This window comes from Micromonospora foliorum (assembly GCF_022229015.1).
Lineage (GTDB): Bacteria > Actinomycetota > Actinomycetes > Mycobacteriales > Micromonosporaceae > Micromonospora > Micromonospora foliorum.
The window spans coordinates 1-15,880 of sequence record NZ_JAKKFF010000257.1; the positions used below are offsets into that span (position 1 = coordinate 1).

General features: G+C 72.0%; 12 protein-coding genes. 7 read left to right on the forward strand and 5 right to left on the reverse strand.

All coding sequences use genetic code 11. The features are described from left to right. Positions 1-216 precede the first annotated feature (216 nt). The 6 genes from PSH25_RS19405 to PSH25_RS19430 all read left to right on the forward strand — a co-directional run bounded on the left by PSH25_RS19405 (position 217) and on the right by PSH25_RS19430 (position 7,350). Entirely contained in the window at positions 217-816 is a 600-nt protein-coding gene (locus PSH25_RS19405) for an ABC transporter permease (protein WP_238660423.1), read from the forward strand. Beyond that, a complete protein-coding gene (locus tag PSH25_RS19410; RefSeq protein ID WP_238660424.1) occupies positions 816-2,459 on the forward strand; it encodes a dipeptide ABC transporter ATP-binding protein in 1,644 nt (547 codons plus the stop codon). The genes PSH25_RS19405 and PSH25_RS19410 overlap by 1 nt, the downstream gene beginning before the upstream one ends. Continuing rightward, positions 2,456-3,661 carry an LLM class flavin-dependent oxidoreductase gene (locus PSH25_RS19415; protein ID WP_238660425.1) on the forward strand — a complete coding sequence of 402 codons (1,206 nt, stop codon included), beginning with the start codon at positions 2,456-2,458 and terminating at the stop codon, positions 3,659-3,661. The genes PSH25_RS19410 and PSH25_RS19415 overlap by 4 nt, the downstream gene beginning before the upstream one ends. 14 nt (positions 3,662-3,675) lie before the next feature. After that, positions 3,676-5,031 carry an NtaA/DmoA family FMN-dependent monooxygenase gene (locus PSH25_RS19420; protein ID WP_238660426.1) on the forward strand — a complete coding sequence of 452 codons (1,356 nt, stop codon included), beginning with the start codon at positions 3,676-3,678 and terminating at the stop codon, positions 5,029-5,031. 109 nt (positions 5,032-5,140) lie between these two features. Beyond that, positions 5,141-6,208: an LLM class flavin-dependent oxidoreductase gene (locus PSH25_RS19425; protein ID WP_238660427.1), complete on the forward strand. Its 1,068-nt coding sequence runs from the start codon at positions 5,141-5,143 to the stop codon at positions 6,206-6,208. Between the two features lie 17 nt (positions 6,209-6,225). Further along, complete coding sequence (locus PSH25_RS19430; RefSeq protein WP_238660428.1) at positions 6,226-7,350, forward strand: LLM class flavin-dependent oxidoreductase; 1,125 nt, start codon at positions 6,226-6,228, stop codon at positions 7,348-7,350. Positions 7,351-7,373: 23 nt separating this feature from the next. Here PSH25_RS19430 and PSH25_RS19435 read toward each other — a convergent pair whose 3' ends face one another. The 4 genes from PSH25_RS19435 to PSH25_RS19450 all read right to left on the reverse strand — a co-directional run bounded on the left by PSH25_RS19435 (position 7,374) and on the right by PSH25_RS19450 (position 12,560). Continuing rightward, positions 7,374-8,492, reverse strand: a complete 1,119-nt coding sequence (locus PSH25_RS19435; RefSeq protein WP_238660429.1) for a sulfite oxidase — start codon at positions 8,490-8,492, stop codon at positions 7,374-7,376. Between the two features lie 112 nt (positions 8,493-8,604). Further along, complete coding sequence (locus PSH25_RS19440) at positions 8,605-9,261, reverse strand: response regulator (protein ID WP_238660430.1); 657 nt, start codon at positions 9,259-9,261, stop codon at positions 8,605-8,607. Beyond that, entirely contained in the window at positions 9,258-10,553 is a 1,296-nt protein-coding gene (locus tag PSH25_RS19445) for a sensor histidine kinase (protein WP_238660431.1), read from the reverse strand. Before PSH25_RS19445 ends, PSH25_RS19440 begins: the two co-directional genes overlap by 4 nt. 42 nt (positions 10,554-10,595) lie before the next feature. Beyond that, positions 10,596-12,560 (reverse strand): serine hydrolase domain-containing protein, encoded by a 1,965-nt coding sequence (locus tag PSH25_RS19450; protein ID WP_238660432.1) that lies wholly within the window; start codon positions 12,558-12,560, stop codon positions 10,596-10,598. 349 nt (positions 12,561-12,909) lie between these two features. On the opposite strand from PSH25_RS19450, the gene PSH25_RS19455 reads away from it, so the two are divergent. Further along, positions 12,910-14,991: a PQQ-dependent sugar dehydrogenase gene (locus PSH25_RS19455; protein ID WP_238660433.1), complete on the forward strand. Its 2,082-nt coding sequence runs from the start codon at positions 12,910-12,912 to the stop codon at positions 14,989-14,991. Here the strand turns inward: PSH25_RS19455 and PSH25_RS19460 are convergent. Further along, positions 14,988-15,857 (reverse strand): alpha/beta hydrolase family protein, encoded by an 870-nt coding sequence (locus tag PSH25_RS19460; protein WP_238660434.1) that lies wholly within the window; start codon positions 15,855-15,857, stop codon positions 14,988-14,990. The two genes, PSH25_RS19455 and PSH25_RS19460, sit on opposite strands and share 4 nt — an antisense overlap. Between the last annotated feature and the right edge of the window lie 23 nt (positions 15,858-15,880).

The window sequence follows — 15,880 nt, forward strand, 5'->3', positions numbered from 1 at the left end:
GCGGCGTCACGGTGGGTCTGCACTCGGGGGCGCGGCGTCACGTGCCTCATCCTCCCCCGCCCGGCGGACCGGCGTGCCGGAAGGGAAGGGTGGGGTCCAGGGGGGCCCAGTGGCCGTGTAGTCGCCCGGGGAGGAGCAGTTACCAGCCGGTATCGGATCATGGTCTGCGTCTGATCTCCGGCGAAGCCGAATCCAAATTCACGACAGCGGGAATGCATGCGTAGAAGATCCCTCGCCGGCCACACCGCGATCGCGGTGACCGGCGGCGTGCTGCTCGGCCTGCTCGCCGGGCTCACGCACCGGATCGCCGACGAGGCGCTCAGCCGCACGTTCGACGCGCTGTCGGCATTTCCCATGCTGCTGCTGGCCCTGCTCTTCATCGCCGTCGCAGGCCCCGGCACCGCCAGCCTGATCGTCGCCATCGGCATCGCCACCCTGCCGCACCACGCCCGCGTGGTCCGTGGTCAGACGCTCGTCGTCCGCCGTTCCGGCTATGTCGAACAGGCCGTCACCTTCGGCCGGTCCCGGCCCCGGCTGGTGCTGCGGCACGTGCTCCCCAACGTCGTCGGCCCGGTGCCGGTGCTCGCGGTGATCGGGCTCGGTGAGGCGATCCTGGCCGCCGCCGGGCTCAGCTTCCTCGGCATGGGTCCGCAGCCGCCGTCGCCGGAATGGGGCGCGATGCTTTCCGAGGGCCGCAACTACCTCCAGGTGGCCTGGTGGATCACCATCCTGCCCGGTCTGGCGGTCACCGCCACAGTGGTGTCGCTGACCGTCGTCGGCCGGCGCTGGCAGGCCCGCTTCGACGGGAGGCGCTGATGGCACCCCTGGTCACGGTCGAGGACCTGCACGTCAACTTCGACACCCCGACCGGCCCGGTGGCCGCGGTACGCGGGATCAGCTTCACCGTCGAACGGGGCGAGTGCGTAGCCGTCGTCGGGGAGTCCGGCTCCGGCAAGAGCGTCACCGCTCGTACCCTGGTCGGTCTCGCCGGCCCGGGCGCGCGGATCCGCGCCGCCCGGCTCGAACTGGCCGACCAGGACGTGCGGGGCCACCGGCCGCGGGACTGGCGACGGGTCCGTGGCCGCCTCGCCGGGCTGGTGTCACAGGACGCGCTGGTCTCCCTCGACCCGTTGCGCACCGTGGGCGCCGAGATCGGTGAGGTGCTCAGCACGCACGAGATCGTCGGTCGCCGGGAACGGGCCGGCCGGGTCACCCACCTGCTCGACGAGGTCCACCTGCCGGAGCCGGAGCGCCGGGCCCGGCAGTACCCGCACCAGCTCTCCGGTGGGCTGCGGCAGCGGGCGCTGATCGCCTCGGCGATCGCCGGGGAGCCCGCCCTGCTGATCGCCGACGAGCCGACCACCGCGCTGGACGTCACCGTGCAGGCGCAGATCCTGCGGCTGCTCGCCGAGCGACGCGCCGCCGGGGTGAGTCTGCTGCTGATCAGCCACGATCTGGCGGTCGTCGCCCAGGTCGCCGACCGGGTCCTGGTGCTGCGCGACGGTCGGATCGTCGAGCACGGCCCCACCGAGCGGCTGCTGCGGGCGCCGGCACACCCGTACACCCGGCAGTTGCTGGCCGCGGTGCCCTCCGCGACCTCGCGGGGCCGCCGGCTCGCCGTGGCATCGCGGGCCGGGGACGCACGGGCGGCGCTGCCCGCCCGGCCCGAGGTCCGCGCCGACGACACCGTGCTCGACGCGGGCGGCCTGACCAAGAGGTACGGCGAGCACACCGTCGTGCGGGACGTCTCCTTCACCATCGCGCGGGGCGAGACGCTCGGCCTGGTCGGGGAGTCCGGCTCCGGCAAGAGCACGGTCGCCCGGATCGTCGCCGGTCTGCTCGACGCCGACGCGGGCACCGTCACCTTCGAGGCAACGCCGTGGGCGGGCGTGCCGGAGCGGGCCCGCCGCCCGCTGCGGCGCAGGTTGCAGCTCATCTCGCAGGACCCGCTGAGCTCCTTCGACCCCCGCTACACGGTGGGGCGGGTCGTCGCGGAGAACCTCGACCCCGGTGTCGGTCGCGCGGACCGTCGCGAGCACGTCGTCGACCTGCTGCGTCGCGTCGGTCTCGGCGCGGACCTGTTCGACAGGCATCCCCGGCAGCTCTCCGGCGGCCAGCGGCAGCGCGTCGCCATCGCCCGCGCCATCGCTCCCCGACCCAGCCTGATCGTCTGCGACGAACCGGTCTCCGCCCTCGACGTCTCCGTGCAGGCCCAGGTCCTCGACCTGCTGGCCGAGTTGCGCGCCCGCGACGGCACCGCTCTGCTCTTCATCTCCCACGACCTGGGCGTGGTGCACCACCTCAGCGACCGGGTGCTGGTCATGCACCAGGGCGCGGTGGTCGAGCAGGGCCCGGTCGGCGACGTCTTCACCTACCCCCGACACGACTACACGCGGTCGTTGCTGAACGCGCTGCCCACGCTGGTCACCGCCGGCCGACCGGAGGAGAGAAACCCATGACCGAGAAGAGCCTGCACCTGGCCGTGGCCCTCGACGGCCTCGGCTGGCACCCCGCCGCCTGGCGGCTCTCGCACGCCGCCGCGACCGCGCCGCTGACCGCCCGCTACTGGACCGCCCTCGCCGGCGAGGCCGAACACGCGGCGCTGGACCTGCTCACCATCGAGGACAGCCTCGACCTCCAGTCGTCGCGGCCCGACGGCCCGGACGATCGCGTCGACGAGGTCCGCGGCCGCCTCGACGCGGTGCAGATCGCGTCCCGGCTCGCCCCGCTGACCCGGCACATCGGGCTGATCCCGACCACCAGCACCACCCACACCGAACCGTTCCACCTCTCCACGGCGATAGCCACCCTCGACCACATCAGCGGCGGGCGGGCCGGCTGGCGGCCCCGGGTCTCCGCGCGCAGGGCCGAGGCCGGGCACTTCGGTCGCCGTGACATCCCACCCCTGGACCTGGCCCGGCTCGACGAACCGCACGCCGTACGGGTCGTCGGCGACCTCTTCGCCGAAGCCGCCGATTCCGTGGAGGTGGTCCGCCGACTCTGGGACAGCTGGCAGGACGACGCCGTGATCCGGGACGTGCCGACCGGCCGCTTCGTCGACCGGGAGCGGCTGCACTACATCGACTTCACCGGCCGGTGGTTCTCGGTCAAGGGCCCGTCCATCGTGCCCCGGTCCCCGCAGGGGCAACCGCTCGTCGCGGCGCTCGCCCACTCGTCGGTGCCGTACGCGTTCGCCGCCCGGCACGCCGACATCGTCTTCGTCACCCCGACCGACCCGGAGCACGCCGCCGCGATAGTGGCCGAGGTGCGGGCGGCCGAGGAGACCGTCGGCCGGGCGGGCGCGCCGCTGCGGGTCCTCGCCGACCTGGTCGTGCTGCTCGACGAGACGCCGACGCTGGCCCGGCACCGCCGGACCCGCCTCGACGACCTGCACGGCGCGCGGTTCACCTCCGACGCGTCCATCGTCACCGGCACCCCGGGTGAGGTGGCCGACCTGCTCGCCGCGTGGCACCGCGCCGGAGTGGACGGTTTCCGGCTGCGGCCCGCCGTGCTCCCGGACGACCTGACCGCGATCACCCGCGCACTGGTGCCGGCGCTGCGCGACCGGGGCCTGTTCCGGGCCGGCTACCCCGGCGGGACGCTGCGCGACCTGCTCGGTCTGCCCCGACCGGCCAGCCGCTACGCCGTCGCGACCGCCTGAGCACTGAGACCATCATGCCCAAGCAGATCATCCTGGCCGCGCACTTCCCCGGCGTGAACAACACCACCGTGTGGAGTGACCCGGCCTCCGGCAGTCAGATCGACTTCTCGTCCTTCGTCCACCTGGCCCGCACCGCCGAGCGCGGCAAGTTCGACTTCTTCTTCCTCGCCGAGGGGCTGCGACTGCGCGAGCAGCGAGGCCGCATCCACGACCTGGACGTGGTCGGACGCCCGGACACGTTGACCGTGCTCGCCGCCCTCGCGGCGGTCACCACCCACCTCGGGCTGGCCGGCACCCTGAACACCACCTTCCGGGAGCCGTACGAGCTGGCCCGGCAGTTGGCCAGCCTCGACCACCTCTCCGGCGGGCGGGCCGCCTGGAACGTCGTCACCACCTCCGACGCGTTCACGGGGGAGAACTTCCGTCGGGGCGGCTACCTCGACCGCGCGCTGCGCTACGACCGGGCCGCCGAGTTCGTGCGTACCGCGCGGCAGCTGTGGGAGTCGTGGCCGGCGGAGACGATCGTCGGCGACCGGGACGCTGGCCGGTACGTCACCGAGGCCGCGCCCGGCGCCTTCGCCCACCACGGCGACCAGTTCGACATCGCCGGGCACTTCACGGTGCCCCGCAGCCCCCAGGTGCACCCGGTGATCCTGCAGGCCGGCGACTCTCCCGACGGTCGCGAGTTCGCCGCGTCCAGCGCCGACGCGATCTTCTCCCGGCACGGCACCCTGGAGGACGGCCAGGAGTTCTACCGGGACGTGAAGTCCCGGCTCGCCCGGTACGGCCGCCAACCCGACGACCTGTTGGTCATCCCCGGTGTCACGTTCGTGCTCGGCGACACCGACGCCGAGGCGCAGGAACGCGCTCACCACATCCGCCGGCAGCAGGTCAGCCCGCAGACCGCGATCCTGCTGCTGGAACAGCTCTGGAACCAGGACCTGTCCGGGTACGACCCGGACGGCCCGCTGCCCGCCGAGGACCCGGACGTCTCCGGTGACGCGATCAGCCGAGGCCGGGCCGGCATGTATCCCGACCCGGTCGGCACTGCCCGGCAGTGGCGGGCACTGGCCGAGGAGAAGGGGCTCGGCATCCGCGACCTGATCATCGAGGTGACCGGCCGGCAGTCCTTCGTCGGCACCCCGCAGCAGGTCGCCGAGCGGATGAACCACTTCGTGCAGTCGGACGCCGCCGACGGGTTCATCCTGGTGCCGCACCTGACCCCGGGTGGGCTCGACGACTTCGTCGACCGGGTGGTTCCGCTGCTCCAGGAGCGTGGCGTCTTCCGCACCGAGTACACCGGCACCACCCTGCGCGACAACCTGGGCCTCGGCCCTGCCCGTCCGGTCAGCCAGGTCGGTGCGGTGTGACCCCGCCGATCCCGGTGTTCGCCCCGTACGACGTGTTGCCGTACTCCCGCTGCTTCGACCTGGTGATGCGTCCGACCCTGACCCTGCCCGCGAAAGTGACGGTCCCGGCGTGAAGTTCCTGCTGATAACGCTCATCACCCACCTGCCCGACCCGGTCACCGGCCGACGACGGAGCACCACCGAGCGGTTCCGGGAGGTGGTCGACACGGCCGTCCTCGCTGAGGAACTCGGGTTCGACGGGTACGGCGTCGGCGAACGACACGAGCGCCCGTTCATCTCGTCGTCGCCACCGGTGGTGCTGAGCCACATCGCGGCCCGCACCTCCACCATCCGGTTGTTCACCGCGGTCACCACGCTCAGCCTGCTGGACCCCGTGCGCGCGTACGAGGACTACGCCACCCTCGACCACCTCTCCGACGGCCGACTCGAACTGATCATCGGTAAGGGCAACGGCGCCGCGCAGGCGCAACTGTTCCACGTCACCGCCGAGGACCAGTGGGACCGCAACCGGGAGGGCTACGAGCTGTTCCGCCGGCTCTGGCGAGAGGAGAAGGTCACCTGGTCCGGAACGTACCGACCGTCGCTCACCGAGGCCGAGACCTGGCCACGCCCGCTCCAGCAGCCCATCCGGGTCTGGCACGGCAGTGCCACCAGCCGAGACTCCGTCGACCTCGCCGCCCGGTACGGCGACCCGATCTTCTCCGCCAACGTCACCAACCCCATCGAGCCGTACGCCGAACTCATCCGCCACTACCGGGAACGGTGGTCGCACTACGGGCACGACCCAGCTGACGCCCTCGTCGGCGCCGGCACCGCCGGCTTCTACGTGGCCCGCACCTCGCAGGAGGCGATCGAGCGGTACCGGCCGATCTTCGACGCCCGGCTGGCCGCGTTTCGGCGGCTCGGCGTGCCACCGGTCTTCGACACCCTGGAGGACGCCCTGGACCGCAGCTCCATCCTGGTCGGCAGCCCACAGCAGCTCGTCGACAAGGTGTTGCGCTACCACGAACAGTTCGGCCACGAGGTCATCCACCTCCAGGCCGACCACGACGGGCTGACCGACAAGCAGCACCGGGAGAGCCTGGAGTTGTTCCAGGCCGAGGTGGCGCCGGTGCTGCGCCGGGAGATCCCCAGCCGTCCCTTTCACCCGCCGGTGACCGCAGCCGCCACGGCCTGACCAGAACGGGGACCACCATGCCCTCCACACCCTTGTCCATCCTCGACCTCTCTCCGGTGCCCGCCGGCGGCACCGTCACCGACGCGCTCCGCAACACCGTCGACCTGGCCCGTCGGGCCGAGCAATCCGGCTACCACCGCTACTGGCTGGCCGAGCACCATCTCGCCGCCGGGGTGGCCAGCTCCGCGCCGGCCGTGCTCATCGGGCAGGTCGCCGCCGCCACCAGCGCGATCCGCGTCGGGTCCGGGGCCGTCCAGGTCGGTCACCGCACCGCCCTGTCGGTGGTCGAGGAGTTCGGCACCCTCGCCGCGCTGTACCCCGACCGCATCGACCTCGGGCTCGGTCGATCCGGTCAACGGCGCGTCGAAGCAGCCCGGGAGATCGCCGCGCCCACCGCGCCACCGGTCGAAGCCCGGGTGGTCGACGGACTGCTCATCCCGCCGCCGTTCTCGTACGCCCAGGTGCTCGCCTCACCACGCTTCGCCCTCAGCAGCGCCCTGCTGCATCAACCGGGCGCCCAGCCACCGCCCTTCGCCGAGCAGGTGGCCGACGTGTTGGCCCTGCTGCGCGGCGACTACACCGACGCCGACGGCCTGGACGCGCACGCGGTGCCGGGGGAGGGCGTCGATCTTCAGGTGTGGCTGCTTGGCAGCAGCGGAGGGGAGAGCGCCCAACTCGCCGGCGCGCTGGGCCTGCCCTTCGCGGCCAACTACCACGTCAGCCCCTCCTCGGTGCTCGACGCGGTCGCCGCGTACCGGGCCGCGTTCCAGCCTTCGGCCGCGCTCACCGAGCCGTACGTGGTGGTCTCCGCCGACGTGGTCGTGGGCGAGACCGACGACGCCGCACGACGGCTGGCCGCACCGTACGGCCCGTGGGTGCGCAGCATCCGCAGCGGCGAGGGAGCGATCCCGTTCCCGAGCCCCGAGCAGGCCGTCGCGTTGCCCTGGACCGACGACGATCGCGAGCTCGTCGCCGACCGGGTGGACACCCAGTTCGTCGGATCGCCCGGGACGGTGGCCGAGCGGCTGCGGACCCTGCGGGACGTCACCGCCGCCGACGAGCTGCTCGTCACCACGATCACCCACGCCCACGCCGACCGGGTCAGCTCCTACGAGCTGCTCGCCAAGGAGTGGAACGACTGATCCGGACGGGAGGGCGGTGGTGGTCAGTAGACCGTCACCGGGTGCCGGACGACACCGTCGAACAGGTACCCGAGCGCGTTGGGGCGGGCCTGGTCCGGCTGGCCGGCCCCGGTGACGTCGGTGGCCCGAGCCCGCAGCGTCCACCGGCCGGGCCGCGGCGGGCGCCAGAGCGTCGTCCAGCGCTGCCAGACGCCGCCCTCGTCGTCGGGGTCGAGGTCGGCGGGTCGCCAGCTCGCCCCGTCGTCGGTGCTGATGTCGACCCTGCGGATCGGACCGTTGCCGGACCAGGACCGGCCGGCGATCAGCACCTGCTCGCCGCTCGGAACGCGGACGTCCCACGGCAGCTCGAAGGCGCTCTTGACCACCGGGGTCGTCACGAGCCTGCCGTCGACCGGGTGGTCGGGCCCGAACATCCGGTAGAACCGGGTGTTCCACGGTGAGGACAGGGGAGTCGCCGAGACCTCGATCGGGCCGACCCACTTGATGGAGGAGATGCCGATCCAGCCCGGCACCACCACCCGCACCGGGAAGCCGTGGTCGACCGGCAGCGTCTCCCCGTTCATCTCGTACGCCAGCAGCACGTCGTCGAGGGCCTTGGCGATCGGTATCGGGCGGCGCACCCGGCCGAGATTCTCCCCGCCGGTCACGAAGTCCGGGTCCAGGCCCTCGGGCTGCACGTCGACCGCGTCGTCGGTCAGCCCGGCATGACGGAGGACGGTCGACAGCCGTACGCCCCGCCAGCGCGCCACCCCCACCGCGCCCAGACCCCACGGCACCCCCGGTGCGGGGTGGGCCTGCTGGGAGGCGAAGAAGCGGCGACCGTTGCCCGCGCACTCCAGCACGGCCGCGGTCTCCTCGGCGGGCATGGCGCGCAGGTCGCCGTAGTCGAACTCGACCGCCTCGTCGAGGGTCGGCGAGCCCCGCAGGCCGGTGCCGAACAGGCGCAGACGCCACGTGCCCACGTCCAGCAGCGGACTTCGGGTGTGGTTGCGGACGAAGAACCGGTCGGTGGGGACCGCGAAGCCCTGCCCCGCCATCGCCTCCCACCGCATCTCGGCGTTGCCGTCGCGGAGGGTGAGCAGTCGAGGGGACAGTGGCTTGACGATCGACGCGGCGGCGCGGGACGGGAGGGAAAGCGTCACCCGGATCCTCCCTACGAATCGTTTGTTGGCAAGTCCTATTGAATCAATAGGACTTGCGGCCTGGCCAGCATGGCCCTGACGTGCGCGTGGCGAGGACTGTGCGGGGTCGCTGTCACCGGTGCACCACCCCGTTCTGGTACGCCCACACGACGGTCTGTAGCCGATCCCGTGCGCCGATCTTCGCCATGGCGCGCCCGAGGTGCGACTTGACCGTGCTGGTCTCGATGAAGAGCTGCTCGGCGATCTCGACATTCGACAGGCCCTGCGCGAGCAACTCCACGATCTCGGTCTCCCGCGCGGTCAGCTGGTGCGCCGCCGCCGCGTCGGAACGGGGAGCGGGCGTACGCCTGGCGAACTCCGAGATCACCCGACGGGTCACGGCCTGGTCGACGAGCCCGTACCCACTGGCGAGGCGACGGATCGCCTCGATCAGGTCCTCGGGCTCACAGTCCTTGAGGATGAACCCGCTGGCGCCGGACTCCAACGCGCCGAAGACGTACTCGTCGAGGTCGAAGGTCGTCACGACCAGCACCGCCGGCGGCGTCCCGGTCGCCTCGGCGACGATCTGCCGGGTCGCGGTGAGCCCGTCGCCGTGCGGCATCCGGACGTCCATGCAGATGACGTCCGGTTGCAACCGGCGGGCCAGCTCGACCGCGGCGGACCCGCTCGACGCCTCCGCCACGACCTCGATCTCGCCGGCCTGCTCCAGGATGACGCGGAAGCCGGCGCGGACGACCGCCTGGTCGTCGACGAGCATCACTCTGATCATGCCGGGGCCTCGTCCTTCGATCGTGGGGTGGCGGGACCGTTCGTCGGGAGGGTGGCGGCGACCGACCAGCCACCGGCCGCCGTCGGGCCGGCGGTGAACGTCGCCCCGACCAACTGGGCGCGCTCGCGCATGCCCACCAGGCCGACCCCGCCGGTGCGCGCCGCCGGTACGCGTCGCGGCGCGGCCGGTTCGTTCACCACCTCCAGCGACACCGAGCGGGGCTCGAAGCGGAGCACCACCCGCGCCGCAGCGCCCGGTGCGTGCTGGCGGGCGTTGCTGAGCGACTCCTGCGCGATCCGGTAGAGCGCGACGTCGGCGATCGGCGACACCTCGCGCTGCTCGCCCTCCCGGACGAACTCCACCGGGCCGGCGAGGTTGCCCGCGGTGCGGACGAGGTCGTCGAGCATGCCCAGCCCCGGCACCGGGGCGGCGCCGTCGCCGCCCTCGTGCCCCGGCCTGCCGCGCAGCACACCGACGACCAGCCGCAGGTTGTCCAGGGTTTCCTTGCCCTGGCTGCGGATCCAGGCCACACCGGCCTTCGCGGCCGCCGGGTCCCGGTCGATCAGCCGCTCGACCGCCGCCGCCTGCACGACCATGCCGGAGAGGTGGTGTGCCGCCACGTCGTGCAACTCCCGGGCCATCCGGGAGCGCTCCGCGCCGATCGCCGCCTGGACCTTCGTGCGCTGCTCGCGGATCGCCTCGTCCGCCCGCACCCGGACCAACTCGACGTAGCGCCGATAGGTGGCCACGTAGCCGCCGACGAAGGTCGCGCCGGCGTAGGTCAGCGCGCTCGCCGAGACGTACGCGACGGCCGTCAGCAGATCCGAGGTCACCACGACGGCGGCCCCGATCGACTCCACCACCACGACCGCGCCGACGGCCAGCAGCGCGCGCCGAACCGGCAGCAACGACCCGACGGTGTACGCCACGACGAACGGGGCGATGCCCCGGATGGTCGCCTCGGGCAGGGAGAGACCGATGATGGGCAGTTGCAGGCCGACGACGAGTGCGAGGCAGAGCAGCGGCCGGACCCGACGCAGGCACAGCAGCATCGCCTGCGCGCAGCAGATGGCGACGAGCAGCCAGGCCCGCGCCGGGTCGAACGACACCCCGTCCTCCGGGGCCACGAACCAGAACAGCGCGGTCAGCAGGACGAACGTGAGGGCGGTCAGCGCCGCGGCCAGCAGGCAGTCCCGGGGGAACGCTCCGGTCACCCCGAGCCGGGTGAGCCGGCCGTCGAGCCACTTCGTCAGTCGCGGGGTGCCGGGTTCGGGGTCGCTGTGGTCCCTCATGCGGTGCGCATCCTTGCTCCGGATCGTCCCGGGTCGGGCGGGTCAGTAGGAGATGCTAGGCGCGAGCAGGTGGAACTCCACGGCGAACCAGCCCGCGCCGGCGAGGGCGAACAGGATCAGGCCGCTGCCGGCGATCCGTCGCCAGCCGACCTGGCCGCGCACGTCGTCGACCAGCCGGACCGCGGCGGGCAGCACTCCGAGCAGACCGACCAGTTGCAGCACCTGGATGGTGCGCAGGAGTGGCCCGGGAACGTCCTGGAGGCTCATGATGCTGCCGATGCTCAGCACCCAACCGGCGAACGCGAGCAGCGTGCCGGCGACGGCGAGGCGGCTGAGGATCCGCACGGTGCGCCCCGCCCGCTGCCGGGGAGCGCGACCGAGCCGACGGCGGACGATCGCGCCGAGCGGCCAGGACAGCACGGTGAGCAGCAGCACGACGGTCGACAGGACCAGCACCGGAACGGCCACAGTGGAGGCGCGGGCGGCCTCGACGGGCAGCAACGCGAACGCGGAGTCGAAACTGATCGCCTCGACCCGGTCGTCGGTGGCCCGCATGGCGATCGTGCGCTGCCCGCCGACCTCGCGCCAGACCCAGGGCGCCACTTCCTCGTACCGGGCGGGGGAGTCGGAGAGCGGGCCCGGCTCCACCAGCAGCCGGTCGCCGTCGGTGACGCTGACCGTCGTCCGACCCACCAGACCGATCGCCGTCAGGAAGTTGCTCTGAATCGCTCGCGAGGACTCGTACGTGCCGGCGGCCAGCGCGGCGTGCCTGGCGGTGGTCGCCGGGTCCACACCGGCGTTCCGCTGGTCGTCGCGGGCGGGGAAGTAGCGGTCGGCGAAGCCGTTCACGACCGACTCGCGCAGTTCGTGGCTGTCCAGCGCGCCGGAGCCGTTGCTGTTGAGGGAGAGGAAGATGCCGGCCCGGTCGTCCGGATAGACCTGCAGGTGGGAGTGGAAGTACTTGGTGTCGCCGCCGTGGCCGAGAATCCGGTGGCCGTTGCGGTCCTCGGCGAAGAACCCGAGGGTCATCCGGGGCCCGTCGGCAAGCGTGCCCAGCGACGTCGAGTCGAGTGCCGGCCGCTGCATCAGCTCGCGGGTCGGTTGGTCCAGCAGGGGCGCGAAGCCCACCGGCTCGCCGAGCTGGGCGAGCATGAAGCGCGCCATGTCCGTCGCCGGGGCGCTCAGCGCGCCGGGCGGGGGCGTGCCGACGATCTCGAACGGCGCGGCGGGTGCGGCGGAGGTGTCGTACCCGTTGGACATCCGGTCACGCAGTGCCGCCGGGAGGGGCTGCTCGAAGGTCGACGACGGCATGCCGGCGCGGTCCAGGATGTTGCGCTGGACGTACTCCTCGAAGCGCGTCCCGCTGACGCGTTCGACGATGTAGCCGGCGAGCGCGTTGCCGTAGTTGGAGTACGCCGGGACGGTGCCGGGCTCGTAGATCTGCTCCGGTGGGTCGGTCATCAGGGCCCGACGCAGGTCGACGTCACCGCCGTCGGTGCCGATGAGGCCGGCGATCCGCTCCTCGAAGCCGGCGGTGTGCGTCAGCAGGTGCCGCAGGGTCACGGCCCGCTCGTAGTGGCGGGGCAGATCGAAATCGAGGTACGTCTCGACGTCGGCGTCGAGGTCGAGCTTCCCGCTCTGCACGAGTTGCAGCACCGCGGTGGCGGTGACGAGCTTCGACACCGAACCCATTCGGAACAGGTGCCGGTCCGGGTCGACCGGTACGGCCTCGTTGCCGCCGGCACCGGTGTCGGCGTACCCGTACCCCCGGGTTGTGATGATCCTGCCGTTGTTCACGACGGCGACCGTGGCTCCCGCGATGCCGGTGCGGTCGAGCGCGGCCGGCAGCAGCCCGTCGAGCCAGGCGTTGACGTCGGTGTCGGTCAGGGCGGAACCCGCCCCGCTCGCGACGGGCGCCGCCGGAGCGTCGATGGGCGGTGCGAGGTTGTGCTGCGGCGCACCGCAGCCGGCGGCGCTCACGGCGATGACGACCGCGGTCGCCAGCACCGCGCCGAGTCGGACGAGAGGCTGGCGTCGCCGGGATGGAAGAAGAAAGAGTGGGCGCATTGTCTGCGAGTGCCTTCCCAGGCGAACGGGTGTCCGGAGCAGGTCCGTACGGCGTCACCCGATGCCCTGGAACAAGCCTGTTCGAGGAATCGCGCTGATCCATCTGGCGTAGGACGGCACTGCGCCTACGACCTGAGGAGGAGAAGCGTCTGCACCGTTCGCCCCCGATCGGGGGACATCGTTTGACATGTGCGCCGAACGCATCTTTGATGGTCGATGTGCTTGTTCGGCGTGGTCGGGCGCTTCGTCGTCTGGGTGGGCCGGTCGATGCCCCGAGCCTGGAGGACGGATGCGAGTCGTCGCGCTGAGAGATTCTCGCCCACCACGACGGCGGCTGTTGCCGGTGGCGATGGCTGCGGTGACGCTGCTGAGCCTGGCCGTCGGGGTGCCGGCGGCCGCCGCGGCACCGTCGACCATCGTCGGCGTGGCCAGCGGTCGTTGCCTGGACGTGGTCGGCAACGTCAGGACCGCCGGTGCCGGCATCAACATCTACGACTGCAACGGGCAGGCCAACCAGGCGTGGACCTTCACCTCGAGCGGTGAGCTGCGGGTCTACGACGACACCATGTGCCTGGACGTCGTCGGCCAGGACACCACCGCCCCGGCGGCGCTGCAGATCAACGGCTGCAACGGCGGCGCCAACCAACGCTGGCGCATCACCACCTCCGGGACGATCGTCGGCGTCCAGTCCGGGCTGTGCCTGGACGTGACCGGCGTGGGCACCGCCAACAGCACCACCGTCGGTCTCTGGACCTGCAACGGGCAGTCCAACCAGCGGTGGACGACGTCCCTCGGCAGCGCCGACAGCCAGCCGCCGACGGCGCCGGGCAGCCCACGGGTGAGCGGCCTGACCTGCAACTCGGTGACGTTCGCGTGGAACGCCTCGACGGACAACGTCGCGGTGGCCTTCTACGACATCTACCACGACGGCCAGTTGATGACGTCGGTGAGTGGCACGACGCTCTCCACCAACCTGACGGTGGTGGCCGGGGCGACCTGGGGCCTGTACGTCAACGCCCGCGACGCCGCCGGCAACGTGTCGCAGGCGAGTGCCACCGTCTCGATCACCCCGCCGCCCTGCCAGGCCGACAGTCAGCCGCCGACCGCGCCGCAACAGCTCACCGGCACCGCGTCGGGCACCACTGTGACGCTGCGCTGGACCGCGTCCACCGACAACATCGGCGTGCGGGCGTACGACATCTACCGGGCCGGCGTGAAGGTGGGCACGGTCACCGGCGCGCCGCCGACGACCACGTTCACCGACAGTGGTCTGGCGGCGAACACCGCGTACCAGTACTACGTGGTGGCCCGGGACGCGCAGGACAACGCCTCGTCGCGCAGCGGCACCGCGACGGTGACCACCGGCGCGGCGTGCGCCAACCCGGTGTGCGGGGTGCGGCAGGTCACCACCGACACCGACATCCCGTGGGGTCTGGTGACGTTGCCGGACGGCAGCGTCCTCTACAACCGCCGCGACGCGCACGACATCATCCAGCTCAACCCGACCACCGGGGCCAAGACCAACCTGGGCACGGTGCCGAACGTGCAGAGCACCGACGGTGAGGGCGGCCTGTTGGGGCTCGCCATCTCGGCAAGCTACTCCAGCGACCGCTGGCTGTACATCATGCACACCTCGCCGAGCGACAACCGCATCGTCCGGATCAGGCTGGAGAACGGGCGACTCAACACCGCCAGCGAGCAGGTCCTCCTCACCGGTATCCGGCGGAACAAGTACCACGACGGTGGTCGCCTGCGGTTCGGCCCGGACGGCAAGCTGTACGTCAGCACCGGCGACGCGCAGAACGGCAACTACGCCCAGGACCGGTCCAGCCTCGAAGGCAAGATCCTGCGGCTCAACCCGGACGGCACCGTCCCCTCGGACAACCCGTTCGGCAACTACGTGTGGAGCTACGGCCACCGCAACCCGCAAGGGCTGGCGTTCGACTCGCAGGGCCGGCTGTGGGAGCAGGAGTTCGGCAACTCGATCATGGACGAGACCAACCTGATCACCAAGGGCGGAAACTACGGCTGGCCGGCGTGCGAGGGCACCAGTGGCACCTGCGGTACGGCCGGGTTCATCGCGCCGGCACGCACCTATCCCACCGCCGAGGGGTCCTGCTCGGGCATCACGATCGTGCGCGACGCGCTCTACGTGGCCTGCGCCCGGGGCGCCCGGATGTACCGCGCGGTGATCAGCGGCAGCAGCCTGACGAACGTGCAGACGTACTTCAGTGGCACCTACGGTCGGTTGCGGACGGTCGAGCCGGCTCCCGACGGTGGGTTGTGGCTGACCACCACCAACGTCGGCGACAAGGACAGCACTCCGAACAACAGCAACGAGAGGATCCTGCACGTCACGCTCGGCAGCTAGCCCCCGGTCAGTCCGTCGGCGACGGCCCGCTGTGCCTCCGCGGTGGTCAGATACCGGATGCTGTCGTGTGCGTGCGCGCCGTTGTCGACCAGGAAGGAGCGCACCGCGGGCCCGAACGTGGGCCGCAGGTCCTTCGCCAGCGCCACGACGTCACCCGCGTCGGCGATGTTCGTCCAGTCCCGGACCGATCCGGGCCAGCGGCCGCGCGGCACGCCCCGGTCGTCGACGTGCGGTGGCGGCCGCAGCCGGTCGAAGAACAACTGACGGACGCCGATCGGTGAGCCGAGCGTCACGAAGGCGCGGACCTGCCATTCCGGGTGCGCGCAGAGCGCCTCGTAGGCGACGATGCTGCCAAGCGAGTGCGCCACGACCACCCTGGTGTCGGGTGCGACGGTCGCCTCGACCCGGGACAGCACCTCCCGTCGTAGATCCGGATCGAGCATGTATCGGCGTACCTGACGCAGATCCGCCACCAGGAGGCGGTCGAACGCGGCGGGAACCCGACGGTAGGCGGCGGCGAAGAAGCGCGAGTTGCTCAACGCCCGCAGCGCCGTCTGCACTCCTCCGGGTGTCTGCGCCAGGGTTCGGGCCTCGGGGGGCACAACGGCGGCGTCGACCGCGGAGGCCCCGTGCCACCAGGCCCGGAGCAGCTCCGCTTCGTACCCGCTCTCCGACACGTCACCGACGTCCACGGGTGCTGCGCCGAGGAGCCGCCCCGGCGGACGGAACAGATCCCCGTAGAAGGCGCAGGCGAGGTCCGCGGAGCCCGGCAGGAGCTGCCGCAGCGGTGGCATCCAGGCCTGTTGCATGGTGCCCGCGTTCGCGTACTGCTGCCCGATCCCGTGCACCCCGACGATCAGCGGCACCAGAACTCCTCCAGGTCAGGTGG